This is a genomic window from Pseudomonas sp. CDFA 610, from assembly GCF_021147865.1.
Lineage (GTDB): Bacteria > Pseudomonadota > Gammaproteobacteria > Pseudomonadales > Pseudomonadaceae > Aquipseudomonas > Aquipseudomonas alliivorans.
This window is the reverse complement of sequence record NZ_JAGTPM010000007.1, coordinates 345,067-360,483: the sequence shown is the minus strand read 5'-3', so window position 1 is coordinate 360,483 and position 15,417 is coordinate 345,067. Positions and strand designations below refer to the sequence as shown.

The 15,417-nt window shown below is 58.6% G+C and carries 15 protein-coding genes and 1 tRNA gene; 13 read left to right on the top strand and 3 right to left on the bottom strand.

What is annotated here, in order from left to right; translation table 11 throughout:
* Together tusD and KDX39_RS15520 are read right to left on the bottom strand one after the other, a co-directional pair.
* Window positions 1–393, bottom strand: coding sequence for a sulfurtransferase complex subunit TusD (gene tusD, locus KDX39_RS15525; RefSeq protein ID WP_231660966.1), 393 nt, complete (start codon window positions 391–393; stop codon window positions 1–3).
* A gap of 361 nt (window positions 394–754) precedes the next feature.
* Window positions 755–842 (bottom strand) — tRNA-Ser (locus tag KDX39_RS15520).
* A 121-nt stretch (window positions 843–963) separates the two neighbouring features.
* Here KDX39_RS15520 and KDX39_RS15515 point away from each other — a divergent pair.
* The 6 genes from KDX39_RS15515 (at window position 964) to KDX39_RS15490 (ending at window position 8,567) form a co-directional block, all read left to right on the top strand.
* On the top strand, window positions 964–1,635 hold the full coding sequence (locus KDX39_RS15515) for a Bax inhibitor-1/YccA family protein (protein WP_184323343.1): 672 nt from the start codon (window positions 964–966) through the stop codon (window positions 1,633–1,635).
* 490 nt (window positions 1,636–2,125) lie between these two features.
* Window positions 2,126–3,565, top strand: a complete 1,440-nt coding sequence (locus KDX39_RS15510) for a serralysin family metalloprotease (RefSeq protein ID WP_231660965.1) — start codon at window positions 2,126–2,128, stop codon at window positions 3,563–3,565.
* A gap of 57 nt (window positions 3,566–3,622) precedes the next feature.
* A complete protein-coding gene (locus KDX39_RS15505) occupies window positions 3,623–4,012 on the top strand; it encodes a protease inhibitor Inh/omp19 family protein (protein ID WP_231660964.1) in 390 nt (129 codons plus the stop codon).
* A 73-nt stretch (window positions 4,013–4,085) separates the two neighbouring features.
* On the top strand, window positions 4,086–5,882 hold the full coding sequence (locus KDX39_RS15500; RefSeq protein WP_231660963.1) for a type I secretion system permease/ATPase: 1,797 nt from the start codon (window positions 4,086–4,088) through the stop codon (window positions 5,880–5,882).
* Entirely contained in the window at window positions 5,879–7,216 is a 1,338-nt protein-coding gene (locus tag KDX39_RS15495; protein WP_231660962.1) for an HlyD family type I secretion periplasmic adaptor subunit, read from the top strand. Before KDX39_RS15500 ends, KDX39_RS15495 begins: the two co-directional genes overlap by 4 nt.
* Window position 7,217: 1 nt before the next feature.
* On the top strand, window positions 7,218–8,567 hold the full coding sequence (locus KDX39_RS15490; protein ID WP_184323347.1) for a TolC family outer membrane protein: 1,350 nt from the start codon (window positions 7,218–7,220) through the stop codon (window positions 8,565–8,567).
* A gap of 7 nt (window positions 8,568–8,574) precedes the next feature.
* Here the strand turns inward: KDX39_RS15490 and solA are convergent, their stop codons facing one another.
* On the bottom strand, window positions 8,575–9,750 hold the full coding sequence (gene solA, locus KDX39_RS15485) for an N-methyl-L-tryptophan oxidase (RefSeq protein ID WP_231660961.1): 1,176 nt from the start codon (window positions 9,748–9,750) through the stop codon (window positions 8,575–8,577).
* 1,020 nt (window positions 9,751–10,770) lie between these two features.
* On the opposite strand from solA, the gene KDX39_RS15480 reads away from it, so the two are divergent.
* The 7 genes from KDX39_RS15480 to sctL all read left to right on the top strand — a co-directional run bounded on the left by KDX39_RS15480 (window position 10,771) and on the right by sctL (window position 15,389).
* The gene (locus KDX39_RS15480) at window positions 10,771–11,694 is read left to right on the top strand and encodes a sigma 54-interacting transcriptional regulator (protein ID WP_099227976.1); all 924 of its coding nucleotides are present in this window, start codon (window positions 10,771–10,773) and stop codon (window positions 11,692–11,694) included.
* A gap of 115 nt (window positions 11,695–11,809) precedes the next feature.
* Window positions 11,810–12,016, top strand: a complete 207-nt coding sequence (locus KDX39_RS15475) for a hypothetical protein (RefSeq protein WP_004884739.1) — start codon at window positions 11,810–11,812, stop codon at window positions 12,014–12,016.
* Window positions 12,017–12,085: 69 nt separating this feature from the next.
* Window positions 12,086–13,030, top strand: a complete 945-nt coding sequence (locus KDX39_RS15470) for a DNA-binding protein (RefSeq protein ID WP_099227974.1) — start codon at window positions 12,086–12,088, stop codon at window positions 13,028–13,030.
* Window positions 13,031–13,064: 34 nt separating this feature from the next.
* Window positions 13,065–13,424, top strand: coding sequence for a type III secretion system inner rod subunit SctI (gene sctI, locus KDX39_RS15465; RefSeq protein WP_231660960.1), 360 nt, complete (start codon window positions 13,065–13,067; stop codon window positions 13,422–13,424).
* 9 nt (window positions 13,425–13,433) lie between these two features.
* Window positions 13,434–14,225: a type III secretion system inner membrane ring lipoprotein SctJ gene (sctJ, locus tag KDX39_RS15460; protein ID WP_231660959.1), complete on the top strand. Its 792-nt coding sequence runs from the start codon at window positions 13,434–13,436 to the stop codon at window positions 14,223–14,225.
* Window positions 14,222–14,845 carry a hypothetical protein gene (locus KDX39_RS15455; protein ID WP_231660958.1) on the top strand — a complete coding sequence of 208 codons (624 nt, stop codon included), beginning with the start codon at window positions 14,222–14,224 and terminating at the stop codon, window positions 14,843–14,845. The genes sctJ and KDX39_RS15455 overlap by 4 nt, the downstream gene beginning before the upstream one ends.
* Window positions 14,811–15,389: a type III secretion system stator protein SctL gene (gene sctL / locus KDX39_RS15450; RefSeq protein ID WP_180274306.1), complete on the top strand. Its 579-nt coding sequence runs from the start codon at window positions 14,811–14,813 to the stop codon at window positions 15,387–15,389. Before KDX39_RS15455 ends, sctL begins: the two co-directional genes overlap by 35 nt.
* Window positions 15,390–15,417 lie beyond the last annotated feature (28 nt).

Here is a 15,417-nt window from a genome sequence, read left to right as displayed (position 1 = left end):
TCAAGGCCCTCCGAAGCAGATCAGTCGGTCTGCCGACTGCACGGCGTCGTGCAACTGACCCAGCCCCGATAATTCCCAAGGCTCCAGCAGATTGGCCGCCGGACGCTGATAACGCTCGGCTTCTTCGTGATTCAACACGCCGCGACGCAGCGCAGCGGCGATGCACACCACGCCGTCAAGCTGGTGCTCGACAATGAAGTCGCGCCACTGACGAGGCACATCCTGTTCGTCCTGAGGTGTGACGGCATTGGCCGACGCGCTGTGCACGCCGTCCTGATAGAAGAACAACCGGACAATCTCGTGCCCACCCGCGAGCACCGCTTGGGCAAACAGCAGCGCACGCCGGGAAGAGGGCGCATGGCCCGCGGAAAACAGGGAGATGGCGAATTTCATTATCGGCTCTGCCAGCAAAACATGCGCAATGATAAAGAATTCGAGGGCGGGGGTGTGAGTTTGCCGAGACAAAGAGGCTGCTTCGAGACGTCAACGGCCTCTGCCAGCGTCTGCCGCCGAATAGGATGCGCCGGCCCTGGGTGAGCGGTCGGCTGACGGGCACGGAGCCCAGAGGCTTGCCGTCGCGTACGAGCCAGAACTACTCGTCGCTCTGGAATGCACTATAGAACGCGTAATGATTGACCAGCCGCTCACCGATCTCTCCGGGTAGCACCAGGAGGAAAATCCGACATCCGATCCTGAGGTACGAACTCCAGAAACGACAAAGCCCTGAATAATCAGGGCTTTGCGCTACAAAATATGGCGGAGGCATAGAGATTCGAACTCTAGGACCTGTTACAGTCGGCAGTTTTCAAGACTGCTGCCTTAAACCACTCGGCCATACCTCCACTTCGTTGCGGGCGCCATAATACCGGAATGAAACAAGCTGTCAAACTCTCTGACTAGCCAGTTGCAGCGCCTCTGTTATGATCTTTGCAACTCAACATTTCAACAGTAAGGAGTTTCGCAATGCGCGAACAGGATTACGCCCTTAAAACCGGCATGCAGGCCGACCAGCTAGAGGTTAGTCGTGTCCTGCGCAATACGTATGGTCTTCTGGCCCTGACCCTCGCATTCAGCGGTGTCATGGCGTTCGTGGCTCAACAGATGCGCGTCGGTTACCCGAACATTTTCGTGGTGCTGATCGGCTTCTACGGCCTTTTCTTCCTGACCAACAAGCTGCGTGACTCGGTATGGGGTCTGGTTTCGACCTTCGCCCTGACAGGTTTCATGGGCTTTCTGCTCGGCCCGATCCTCAACCGTTACCTGGGTATGGCAGGTGGCGCTGAAGTCGTCAGCTCGGCGTTTGCAATGACTGCTCTGGTGTTCGGTGGCCTGTCGGCTTACGTGCTGATCACCCGCAAGGACATGAGCTTCCTGGGTGGTTTCATCACCGCAGGCTTCTTCGTTCTGCTGGGCGCAGTGCTGGCGAGCATGTTCTTCCAGATCAGCGGCCTGCAACTGGCGATCAGTGCCGGTTTCGTACTGTTCTCGTCGGTCTGCATTCTGTTCCAGACCAGTGCCATCATTAATGGCGGCGAGCGCAACTACATCATGGCGACCGTCAGCCTGTACGTTTCGATCTACAACCTGTTCGTCAGCCTGCTGCAGATCTTCGGCATCATGAGCCGCGACGACTGATAACGGCTTACCGTTCGCAGGAGTTCGCTTCTGTTGAATGAACACGAGGTTTGCCACGCGATAAACAAACGCCCCGACTTGCCGGGGCGTTTGCGTTTGTGAAATCCGACAATGGTCCAGCTGAACGGGCAGGGGGATCGTACGTCGGGAGCCGTCTGGAGAGGCTTGAATCAGCACTCACGTGCCGTAAGAATCCCTGACCAATCGATCAAAAAATTCATGACCAATCGGTCATATTTATCAAGATTGTGACAATCCTTTCAGCGGCCTATGGCCCATTGGCATATCACTAAAATAATTATCAGGTTATTCCCCAGTGTCTGTAGGCATTTTCCTGCTTTTGGCTAATTGACATCATCGTCGAGGGATAGACACAGGATTTCCAAATGTGTCAGTTTGCTTACGCTTCAAAAGGCGAGTGACAGGACTCTCTCGCTACCCGAGGGAGGCTGTCGTATCAAACTGTTCTATCTGTAGACAAGGAAGTGACATGTCGAAAGCTAAAGAAAATGCTGCTCTCTCGGCCGTGCAACTGGCGGCAACCGGTAGCTCGGCGTTCAACCAGATCGATACTTTTATCCATACCTACGATCGCGGTGGCAATCTCACGATCAATGGCAAACCGTCGTATTCTGTCGACCAGGCTGCTGACTACATCCTCCGTGACGACGCTGCATGGGTGGATCGTGACGGCAACGGCACCATCAATCTCACCTATACGTTCCTGACCGCTCGACCTTCCGGGTTCGATACGTCGCTGGGGACCTTCAGCGCATTCAACACACAGCAGAAAGCTCAAGCTGTGTTGTCGATGCAATCCTGGGCGGATGTCGCCAAGGTCACGTTTACCCAGGCTGCTTCCGGCGGCGATGGGCATATGACTTTCGGCAACTACAGCGACGGCAGCAGCGGCGGAGCGGCGTTCGCTTATCTGCCGAGCGGCAATAGCCGTTACGACGGACAGTCCTGGTACCTGACCAATAATTCCTACACGGTCAACCTGACGCCAGACAACGGCAACTACGGGCGTCAGACCCTGACCCACGAAATCGGCCACTCCCTGGGCCTGTCTCACCCTGGCGATTACAACGCCGGCGAAGGCAACCCGACTTACAACGATGTCAGCTACGCAGAAGACACGCGTGGTTACAGCGTCATGAGTTACTGGAGCGAGTCCAACACCGACCAGAACTTCGTCAAGGGCGGCTCGCCGACCTACTCGTCGGGGCCATTGATGGATGACATCGCAGCCATCCAGCAGCTCTACGGTGCCAACATGAGCACCCGTGCAGGCGACACGGTGTATGGTTTCAACTCCACTGCCGGTCGCGACTTCTACAGCGCAACCTCCGCCTCTTCGAAGGTGGTGTTTTCGGTCTGGGATGGCGGCGGCAAGGACACACTGGATTTCTCCGGTTTCACTCAGAACCAGAAAATCAACCTCAACGAGGCTTCGTTCTCAGATGTAGGCGGCATGGTGGGTAACGTCTCCATCGCCAAGGGCGTGCTGGTCGAAAACGCCGTGGGTGGATCGGGCAACGATCTGCTGGTCGGTAATGCGGCGGCCAACGACCTCAAAGGCGGTGCCGGCAACGACATCATCTACGGCGGTGGCGGTGCGGATTCGCTGTGGGGCGGTGCGGGCGCGGACATTTTTGTGTTCGGTGCCAGTTCCGATTCCAACCGCGCAGCGCAAGACACCATCCGTGACTTCACCCGCGGTCAGGACAAGATCGACGTATCGGCCATTTCGTCGCTGACCTCGCTGCAGTTCGTGAACGCGTTCAGCGGTCATGCGGGCGAAGCTATCCTGAGCTACACCCAGAGCACCAACCTGGGCAGCCTCGCCATTGACTTCACCGGTCAAGGCGTCGCTGACTTCCTGGTAGGTACTGTCGGCCAGGCGGTTGCGACCGATATCGTGGTGTAAACAGGAGTACTCATGGGCGGTCCGTACGGGCCGCCCATGTTCTGGAATAGACCCATCATGAACATCCGTCACCTTTTTCGACACGTGGCAGCGGCCGTTGCGCTGCTGGCAGGGATTTCTGGAGTCAGTATGGCGACGAGTCTGAAATTACCCAGCCCCGCTGAGCTCAGCGGTAAATGGCGACTGTTCACTCAGGCCCAGCCGAGTGAGGTCTGTGAATTGCAACTCAATACCGAGGCGCCGCAATTGGGCGGAGACCCGGCCTGCGCCGCGCGTTGGCTGAGCGAAACACCCATTGGATGGTTTCCCACGCCTGACGGGCTGGCGTTTACCGGCAAGGAAGGTAGCGGTCTGATTCATTTCAACCACATGGGCAATCAGCTGTATCAGGCCCGTTTGCCTGGAGGCGACCTGCTCACGCTGGCGCGTCTGGACGAGCAGAACTGAGCCGCACGGATTCGTAAACCGATCACTTTTACCGATGTCACCCGGCTGCGAACGCGGCCTTCAAGGAAGAATCATGAGTGCGTTGCCGTTGGGTGCCCACCCGCCGCTTTATAAAGCCCTTGGGCACTACAAACGCGCGCTGATCAGCGTCGGCTGTTTTACCGCACTGATCAACGTGTTGATGCTGGCTCCATCCATTTACATGCTGCAGGTCTACGATCGCGTTCTGACCTCGCAGAACCAGACCACGCTGGTGATGCTGACCTTGATGGTGGTCGGCTTTTTTGCCTTCATCGGCCTGCTGGAAATGATCCGCAGCTTCGTGGTGATCCGCATTGGTAGCGAGCTGGAGCGTCGCTTTAACCTGCGCGTCTATCAGGCAGCGTTCGAAAGCAATCTGCATGCAGGGCAGCGCCAGGCGGGGCAGGCGCTGGGTGATCTGACGTTCATTCGCCAGTTTCTGACCGGCCCGGCCTTGTTCGCCTTCTTCGATGCGCCCTGGTTTCCTGTCTATCTGGCGGTGATTTTTCTGTTCGATCCGTGGCTGGGTCTGCTGGCCACCGTGGGCGCCGCGTTGCTGGTGGCGTTGGCCTGCCTGAACGAATGGCTGACCCGCAAACCTCTCGGCGAAGCCAGCGGTTTTTCGCAGCAGTCCTCGCAACTGGCTACCCGTCACCTGCAGCAGGCCGAAGCCATTCAGGCCATGGGCATGCTCGATGCCTTGCGCCGTCGCTGGTTCGATGTGCACGGGCGGTTTCTGGCTCGCCAGAACGACGCCAGTGACACGGGCGCGGTGATCAGTTCGATCAGCAAGGCGCTGCGCCTTTGTCTGCAGTCACTGGTGCTGGGCCTCGGTGCGTTTCTGGTCATTCGCGGCCAGATGACCCCCGGCATGATGATTGCCGGTTCGATCCTGATGGGACGGGTGTTGAGTCCGATCGATCAATTGATTGCCGTCTGGAAACAATGGAGTTCGGCGCGTTTGGCGTACGGTCGACTGGATCAACTGCTCAGAACCTATGCCGAACCTGCACAGCGCATAGCCTTGCCAGTGCCGCGTGGTCAGCTGGGTGTCGAGCAAGTCAGCGCTGCGCCACCGGGGGTGACCGTGCCCATGTTGCATCAGGTCAGCTTTCAATTGAAAGCCGGTGAGGTACTCGGCGTGCTGGGTGCGTCCGGCTCGGGAAAGTCGACCCTGGCGCGCGTGTTGATCGGAATCTGGCCGGTGCTCGGCGGCGCAGTACGTCTCGACGGTGCCGACATGCACCGTCTGGACCGTGAGGCGCTCGGGCCTTACATCGGTTACCTGCCGCAAGATATCGAACTGTTCAGCGGCACCGTGGCACAGAACATCGCGCGCTTCCGTGAAGGTGACGCCAGCGCTGTGGTGGCTGCGGCGCAACTGGCGGGTGTGCACGAGCTGATTCTGCGTCTGCCGCAGGGTTACGACACTCGCCTGGGCGACGACGGCAGTGGCTTGTCCGGCGGGCAGAAGCAACGGGTGGTACTGGCCCGCGCGTTATATGGCGAGCCGAAGCTGGTGGTGCTCGATGAACCCAACTCCAATCTGGACACTGCAGGCGAAGCCGCATTGACCCGGGCAATCGGGGAGCTCAAGGCACGTGGCTGTACGGTGGTGTTGGTCACTCATCGAACCGCGTCCTTGTCGCAGACCGACCAATTGTTGGTGCTCAACGAAGGACGAATGCAAGCGTTCGGGCCTACGGCACAGGTTCTTCAGGCCCTGTCCGGGCAGGCTTCGCAGCCACAATCTCCCGTGCCGCCGCATCCACCCTCATCACCGCGTCCGGCCGTCGGGCTTTCCATGAGTCGCCAGTACGGCACACAGAACAGGCAGTCCGAAGCATGAGCAGCCCACTCGTCAATGATTACGCCGTTCCGGGCAAGGAGCGCGGCGTGCAATTTTTTACCCGTGCCGGTTGGCTGCTGACGCTGGTCGGTGCTGGCAGTTTCTTTTTATGGGCAAGCCTTGCGCCGCTGGATCAGGGCATCGCAGTGCAGGGCACGGTGGTGGTGTCGGGCAAGCGCAAGGCAGTGCAGTCACTTGACAGCGGCGTGGTGAGCAGGATTCTGGTCACTGAAGGGCAGGCTGTAAAAGAAGGCGAGCCGCTGTTTCGTCTGGATCAGACCCAGGTTGAAGCCGATGTTCAGTCGCTGCGCGCTCAGTATCGTATGGCCTGGGCAAGTCTGGCGCGCTGGCAGAGTGAGCGCGACAACCTGAGCGACGTGAATTTTCCCGCCGAGTTGATTGCCGCCGGGCAGGGGCAGGACCCCGATCCGCGGCTGGCAATGGTGCTCGAAGGGCAACGCCAGTTGTTCAGCAGCCGCCGGCAGGCCCTTGCGCGTGAACAGGCCGGGCTGCAAGCAAGCATCGAAGGTGCTGGCGCGCAACTGGCCGGCATGCGCCGGGCGCGCTCCGATCTGCTGGCCCAGGCCGATTCGTTACGCCAACAGCTGAGCAACCTGCAACCGCTGGCGCAGAACGGCTTCATTCCGCGCAATCGCCTGCTGGAATACGAGCGTCAGTTGTCCCAGGTCCAGCAGGAAATGGCTCAGAACGCTGGCGAAACCGGGCGGATCGAACAGGGCATCGTCGAGTCCCGGCTGCGCCTGCAGCAACAGCGTGAGGAGTACCAGAAAGAGGTGCGCACGCAGTGGGCCGATGCGCAGCTCAAAACCCTGACCCTTGAGCAGCAGTTGGCGTCTGCGGGTTTCAGTCTGCAGCACAGCGAGATTCTCGCGCCTGCTGACGGCATTGCCGTGAACCTTGGCGTACATACGGAAGGCGCCGTAGTGCGCGCCGGTCAGACTCTGCTGGAGGTTGTCCCGCAAGGCACCCGGCTTGAAGTCGAAGGCCGTCTGCCGGTCAACCTGATCGATAAGGTCGGCAGTCATCTGCCCGTGGACATTCTGTTCACCGCCTTCAATCAGAACAGCACGCCCCGTGTGACCGGCGAAGTGAGCCTGATCTCTGCCGACCAGCTGGAAGACGAGAAAACCGGTCAGCCTTACTACGTGCTGCGCACCTCGGTGAGTGATGCGGTGATGGAGAAGCTCAACGGTCTGGTGATCAAGCCCGGCATGCCCGCAGAGATGTTCGTGCGCACCGGCGAGCGGTCACTGCTCAATTATCTGTTCAAACCTTTGCTGGATCGTGCCGGCTCCGCGTTGACCGAGGAATAGGATGATCCACTTGACCCGTAAGGCTGCCGCGCTGGCAGCCCTGTTGCTCTGCGTCTCTCCCGCAAGCCATGCCCTGGGGCCGTTTCAGATCTACGAGCAGGCGCTGCGCAATGATCCAGTGTTTCTTGGCGCGTTGAAGGAACGTGACGCCGGGCTGGAAAACCGCGCCATAGGCCGTGCAGGCCTGTTGCCCAGAGTGTCTTACACCTACAACAAGGGGCGTAATGACTCCAAAGCGACTTTGAAGGGCGGCCGTGAAGACACCACTGATCATCGCCATTACAACAGTTTCGGTTCCAGCCTCACGATCCAGCAGCCTCTGCTCGATTACGAGGCTTACGCCAGCTACCGCAAAGGTGTGGCTCAGGCGTTGTTTGCCGACGAGACCTTTCGCGGCAAAAGTCAGGAGTTGCTGGTTCGGGTTCTGACGGCCTACACCCAGGCGCTGTTCGCTCAGGACCAGATCAACATCGCCCAGGCCAAGCAACAGGCGTTCGAGCGCCAGTTCGAACAGAACCGGCAGATGTTTCAACAAGGCGAGGGCACTCGCACCGACATTCTTGAAGCCGAATCGCGCAACGAACTGGCGATTGCCGAGCAGATCGAAGCTCGCGATGAGCAGGATGCCGCCTTGCGTGAGCTGGGAGCGCTATTGGGTGAGCAGGCGATCTCCATCGAACAACTGGATCCGCTCAGGGACAGCTTTCAGGCCATGGTTCTGGAACCGTCAAGTTTCAGCGAGTGGCATGCGCTGGCAATGGCCAACAGCCCGATTCTCGCCTCGCAACGCCAGGCCCTGGAAGTGGCTCGTTACGAAGTGGAGCGTAACCGAGCGGGGCATCTGCCGAGGGTCAATGCGTATGCGAGCATTCGCCAGAACGAGTCCGACAGCGGCAATACCTACAACCAGCGTTACGACACCAATACGGTGGGCATTGAGGTCAGTCTGCCGCTGTACGCAGGCGGCGGCACCAGCGCCTCGGTGCGTCAGGCCAATAGCGTGAGGGAGCAGGCGGAGTACGAGTTGGAAGGCAAGACGCGGGAAACCCTGATCGAACTGCGTCGGCAGTTCAATGCGTCCACTTCAGGTGTGAACAAACTGCGCGCCTATCAAAAGGCGCTGGTGTCGGCGCAGGCACTGGTCGAGTCGACGCGGCAGAGCATTCTGGGCGGCGAACGCATCAACCTCGATGCGCTCAACGCCGAACAGCAGCTCTACAGCACGCGCCGCGACCTGGCGCGTGCCCGATATGACTATCTGATGGCCTGGATCAAGTTGCACTATCACGCAGGCACTTTGCGCGATACGGATCTGGCGCGTATCGACGAGGCGTTCGTGCAGCCTCGCTGAGCACGCCTCAGGCTTTTTTGCCGAAGCGCTTCAGCGAGAACGCTGACAGGTCCACATCGCTTGTACCATGCAGACAACGCTGGGCCAGCGCCAGCCCCAGCCCTGCCGAATGCTTGAAGCCGTGCCCGGAACAGGCCGAGACCACTGTCACGTTTTTCAGGTGCGGGTGGTCGTCGATGATGAAATGGTAGTCCGGCGTCACGGTGTAGGCGCATACCGATGACTTCACTACCTCCGTCTTGAGTCCTGCGATCTTGCCGCTCACCTGCGTCTGGAACATCGTCCGCTCATCCTCGGTACTGACGCTGCGGTCCAGCTCGCACGCCGCAGATGCCTGCAGGTATTGCTCGGTGGCAATCTTCATGCTGCCTTCGCCGGGCAATGGCGGAAAGCCGTAATTGATGTCCATCTCGCCAGGGCCGTGGGTCAGGATGAAGCTGGGCGATACCGGGGCGAATGCGGCAGTGTCTTCCAGTGCGAACCAGAACAGTTGCTGCCGACAGACTCGCAGCAGATCGGTAAACGGTTCGCCGAGCAGTTGTGACGACCACATTCCGGCACTGACCACCACCTTGTTCGCGAGGATCGACCCCTGATCAGTCGTGATGCGCACCTGGTCACCCTGAGGCTGCAAGCGGGTGACGGTTTCGTTCATACGGATACGCGCGCCCAGTTTTCCGGCCAGTTGCAACTGAACGGCGATGCAGCGCTCGGGCCTTACGAAGCCTCCGTCAGGTTCGAAATAGCCGATGGCGGTCTCCAGGATTGGACTGAACTGGGGGAATCGTTCGCGAATGGCCCCGGCTGAAAGCACTTCATGCTTCACACCATACTCACGGGCAAGGGCGATGGTCTTGTGGGTGAAATCTTCCGGGTCGTGTGGGTCATAGGCCGGACTGGATGTCATCACCAACACGCCGCACTGCTCGAACAGGGATTCACCGGTCAACGCTTCAAGCTCGCGCCAGATGCGCTGTGAATGGCGCACCAGCGGCAGGTATTGCGGTCCTTCACCTACCGATAGCCGGGTGATGCGCGTATCGCCATGGCTGGAACCCTGCATGTGTGGCGGTGCGTACCGGTCGATCCCCAGCACATCGGCACCTTCCCTGGCCAACTGATACAGCGTTGCGGCACCCATTGCGCCCAGGCCGAGAACGGCCACCTCACATTGTTGCTCCATCTTGCAGACTGCCTCGGGTAAAGGATCCATTTCAGAGGCAAGCGCGTCAGGAATCAACAGTCATTTTCATCTATCGATAGGCCGGGGCATGACCATGCATATTCGGGGCTGGATTTGCATCAAGTAGATGTAAGATTTTTGGCTTGCACTCATCGCCGGTTTTAAGGTTGGAAATTCGTCAGAAGTTGTCCACGGAAATCGTGGGTATGTCTGTGGGTAACTTTTTGAAACCCTTGAATGACGTGGGGTGCAGCTGTGTGGTTAATTTATGAACAGCTCATGTTTCGCTCCCATGCTGAGCAGTGATTTGCCCGCAAATCACTGCGTTGCCGAGTGCCATGGCGCACAAAAAGGAAATTTTTTCGTTGTCCCAGGCGTGTGGGTGACGCGTTCCTGCATGACAAAAAATCTGCCGTTGGCGCGCCTGAGTGACCGTTGTGTCAGGCCGGTTCCACAGTCATTCATCAGGTCGCTCCAGGCGTATCTGATGGCCTTGATCTCCCTGCGCAGGGTGTGAAAGCGGAGCCGTCACAATCGGATGCTATATTTTTTTGCCGTGCGCAGCGCTCGAAAAATCTATCGTTGTACAGAATTCAGCCAACTAAGCCGCGACAAAGGCGTTCGGAAAACCGAATGTTTTGCACCGTATCACGGCGCAATTTCGGTGCGCGTTACTACAACTACTGGCGGGGCTGCGTCAAACAAGACCTGTACGGACAGCCTGACACTTCGTTGATGACAACCTTATTAAAACATTTGCTGGAAGTTGTGCATGATTGTGCGGATTTTACGGGCATGCCCTGTTTCAGTGCTGCGCCACATTCGGTAAACCGAATGTCGTCATGGTGGCCTCAATAGGCACGATAGAAAAACACCACAAGATAATTGTCTTACATTAATTTAAAGTATGCGATTCGCGGCACCGGACGCCTGAAGACTCTTGAAGTCCGTACCCGAAGTATTCCTGATATTCGACGGAAGTGATTATCATCGTGAGGGGAATGGATGGATGAGTGTGCTATGAACAACGACTCATTGCCGATGGAGCATGAGGTTCTCGATATCTTTGGCACTCTGCAGTCCTTTATCCGCAAGGCAGCACCGCTCAATGTCGATATGGTTCTGGAAGGCGAAACCGGCACGGGGAAAGACACGCTTGCCCGCCGGATTCACCAATTGTCCGGCCGGGAAGGGCCGCTGATTGCGATCAACTGTGCTGCGGTGCCCGAGCAACTGGCAGAGAGCGAGCTGTTCGGTGTGATGGCCGGCGCCTACACCGGTGCCTCCAAGTCCAGAGCGGGGTATATCGAAGCCTCCCACAACGGCACTCTGTACCTGGACGAGATCGACAGCATGCCGCTGCTGCTTCAGGCCAAGCTGCTGCGTGTGCTGGAGATGCGCGGAATAGAGCGGCTGGGTTCCACTCGGTTCGTGGCGTTGAACCTCCGAGTGATCGTGGCGACCCAGACTCCGCTGGAAAAACTCGTCGAGGAAGGCAAGTTCCGCCGCGACCTGTTTTTCCGGCTCAATGTCATCAAGATTCAGTTGCCGACCTTGCGCTCCCGACTGGATCATCTGCCTTCGCTGTTCGAGCGATTTGTCGTCGAGACCGCCGAAAAGCATGGTCAGCCCATCCCGGTGCGTGATCCGCATGTCCTCAACCGGCTGCTCAGCCACCGCTGGCCCGGTAATATTCGCGAACTCAAATGTGCGGCAGAGCGTTTCGTTCTGGGTATGCCGCCGCTCAGTAGCGAGAACGATTCTCAGACTGAAAACAGTATTCATTTGAAGAGTTACCTGCGACAGTTCGAAAAAGCACTTATTCAAGATTGTCTGTCGCGCCATCCCAAGAGCATCGACTCGGTTATCAATGAACTGGGTATTCCCCGGCGCACGCTGTATCACCGCATGAAGAGCCTGAGCATCAACTCGCCCGAGCTGTGATCATCACCATGAAATGATTGTCGTCATTCAATGGAACCGCTTTTGACTATCGGCCACTCATGCTTCGAACACACATGATGTGTTCGAACATTCTCGATGATCAGGAGTAATAACTATGGCTGGTACTGCTTCGCTCGGCGCTTCGATGGCTGCAATGACCAAAATGGATGCAACTGCGGCTGCAACCACAACAATGAACGCTGAAGCCCAATCCAACAAAATGATGACCGATACCGTAAACGGTATCGCCAGCGCCTATCAGGACTCCGCCACCAAGGCGCAGAACTCTGCACAGCAAACCGGTAAGGCGATCAACTACTAAGTGGTTGGCGTGCCCTCTCGGTTGATACCGGGAGGGCTTCAACCTGTGCGGTTTTCAAGGAGTGGATTCATGATTTCTTCTACTGCAAGCGTTCCACAAAGTGCCTCCTTTCAAAGTACCTTCGCCAGTACGCAGATGACCTCCATGCAGTCCGATTCGGGCGGCGCGGCAGGCAAGATCGCTTCGCTGCTGGGCGATTCGATGTTCGAAAAAAAAGGCAGCGGTGCCAACATCCGTGATACCGACAATCCTTTGCTTGGCATGGTCGCCGATCACATGGACAAGAATCCGGGTAAATACGGCAAACCCGACGACGCCACAGGCAATGTCAACGGTTGGCGCGACGAGCTTTCCGAAGACAAGTACCTGAACAGTGAAGAGAAGGAAGCGTTCACCAAAGGGCTTGAAGGACTGATCACTGAGTTCCTCAGTGGCGGCTCGACCGGCAGCGCTTCCGGCGGTACGGGTACCGGGCAGGGCGTGGGTTCCGGTCAGAACCCTGCTTCCAACTGGGGCGCACCGGCTGCCAACAGCGGCAATGCGTCGGGCGGCGGTCTGCAGGAGCTTCTGGCGGCGCTGCTCGGCAGCCTGGGCGAGGAAAAGCTCGACAACCTTCTGCAACCCAACACCAGCCCCAATGCCAAGAGCGGTCAGACGACGTTCTCGTTCGAAGACAAGGATGTGCTCAAGGAAGTGTCGCGTTTCATGGACATGCACCCTGAAGAATTCGGCAAGCCTGATGGCAAGTCCAAGGACTGGATGGGCGAGTTGTCCGAAGGCGACAACGTCATGTCCAAGGGCGAAAGCGAGCAGTTCCAGAAAGCCATTGACATGATCAAGGGCGAAATCAAGGGCAGCGCGCAAGGCGATTCACTGGGCGGCCTGTTTCCGAACGCGGAACAGAACTTCCAGAACGGCGGCGCGGGCAACACTCTGAAAACCGATGCCAGCATCGCGGCGGGCAATGTCCTGTCGGTTCTGGTTCAGCAAAGCACCACCAACTATCGCGGTTGATGGGTAAACCTTCGTCTTGGCAGGAGAATCAACTATGGCGATCACTCGCATATCCCATCATCAATCGGGCCTTCCCGAGCTTGATGCAGCGCCAGATGCGGCTCCTGCCGAGGCGGACATCAGCTGGTTCAACGCGGCCATGCGCTCGAACGCAGCACCTGCGCAAAGCGACCCGCAACGAATGATCTCGCCGATCTCCGAGGCGTCCCTTGCCTACCAGAAAGATTCGGAAAAGGTCGACCGCAATCTTCAGCGCGCCGCCCGTTCCAACGATCCGCAAACCCTGATCGAGGCCAACCGTTCGTTGTCTTCGTTCTATCTGGAAAGTCTGTTGAGCGCCAAGCTGGTGAGCAAGGCCGCCCAGACCGTGGAAAAACTGACCAGTCTGCAATAAGGCGTGATTATGCATCCCAGGACAGTCAGGTGTGTCGTGGTCGTTCTGTTGGCATTACTGGTGGCCGGTTGTGGTGATCGCATGGAATTGCATCGCGACCTGACCGAACAGGACGCCAACGAAGTTCTGGCCGAACTCGCCAGCAAAAACATCGATGCGCAGAAGCGTCTGGACAAGGGCGGTGTTGCAGTGCTCGTGTCCACGCAGGACATTTCCCGGGCCGTGCGGGTACTGGAAGCCGTGGGTTTGCCGCGCCGTTCCCGCTCCACACTGGGCCAGGTGTTTCGCAAGGAAGGCGTGATTTCATCGCCGCTGGAAGAGCGGGCCCGCTACATCTATGCCTTGTCTCAGGAGCTAGAGCAGACCCTGTCGCAGATAGACGGCGTGGTCGTCGCCAGGGTTCATGTGGTTCTGCCCGAGCGCATTGCGCCGGGGGAGCCTGTGCAACCGGCGTCGGCTGCTGTGTTCATCAAGCATCGGGCCGACCTGGAGCCTGACAGCGTGCTGCCGCGCATCCGGCGTATGGTCGCCAGCAGTATTCCCGGCATGACCAACGCGGACGAACGGAAACTGGCCGTGGTGTTCGTGCCGGCCCAGGGTTACCAGGAGACGGTGGAAATGGTCAGCATCGGGCCGTTCAACGTCACACGTGAACGTTTCGAGTTCCTGCAGTGGGTTGCAGCGCTATGTGGTGTTGGGCTGGTGCTGCTGCTGGCCGGTCTGTGGGCGCTCAATCCGCGTCTGCGAGAACGTCTGCTACGCAGAAACACTACGCCGCCTTCGAGCGAAACTTCGCTATGAATATCAGCGAACCTCAGGCGCTGATCTGGGTTCGCTGGTGGGCTCAGGGCTGGCGCGACGCACACGCCAGTTGGCAACTGTCGGAGCAGGCACGGGCCAATGCCTCGACCCTGCATCTGCTGGAGCAGGTCAGTGCGCAGTCGGCCGATCGCTGTCTTGGCATGACGTCGGCGATACCGCCGCAGCCCGAGGCGTTGTTGATGCCTTTGCTGGATCTTGATCCGCAGGAGTGGGCACTGGCGCTGAGGCTGTGTGTGACGGTCTGCGCGGGTACCCATCGACAGCGAACCTCTGGTCTGGATGAGTCTGCCCACCTGTGGTGTCGCCGGCTGGGCAAGGGATTACAGCCGGGTCGCTGGATGCCCAGTCAGTGGAACCCCGATCCCTGGGAGGTGGCCGGACTGAGTCTGTTGCGCCGCCGTGTCGGTGAACGGCTGTGGCAGAGGCTGCGACTCAGGTTTGCGCGCACCGCGGTCGAGGAAGCCGAGCGGATGGTTTTCGAAGAGGTGCCTGCCGTGCGTCTGCGTGCGCTGTGGCAGGCCATCGCCGGGTACGTACTGAACGCTCGTAATGAAGGAAACACTCATGTTGACCCGTCGCAGTCTGAACCTTCCAGCTGATCGAATCACACTCATCGAGCCGCTGTTGCGTCGGGAGACCCTTGAGGATTGTCTGCTGGCCGATGAGGTATTGCATGACGCCCGTACCCAGGCCGAGGCCATTCTCGCCGAGGCCCATGCCGAAGCCGATGTGTTGCGTCAGTCCTGTGAAGAGCAGGCGCGGGCCGAGGTCTGGGAAGAAGCGCAGGCGTTGCTCGATGACTTACGCACCCAGCGCGAGCAGGCCCTGGAAACGTTGGTCGAGACGGCCGCGCAGTTGGTGAGCCAGGCATTGGGAAGTCTGCTGGAGAAAATCCCGACCGATAAAAAGGTCAGGTCGGTGATTCGTCAGTTGGCGCTGGCCAGTTCGAATCAGGAGACCGCCTTGCTGTTCTGCCATCCCGATCAGTTGGAAGCGGTGGCGCTGAATCTTGAAACACATGATCAGCCTGGCTGGACCCTGCGAACCGATGCCAGCCTTGACCCGGACGCGATCAGCCTGCGCACGGAACACGGGGATTTCAGCCTCAGCTGGAGCGGCCTGCAGCAACAGATCTGGCCTTGAACATCAGGTTCTGGAACCAAAACCGGTG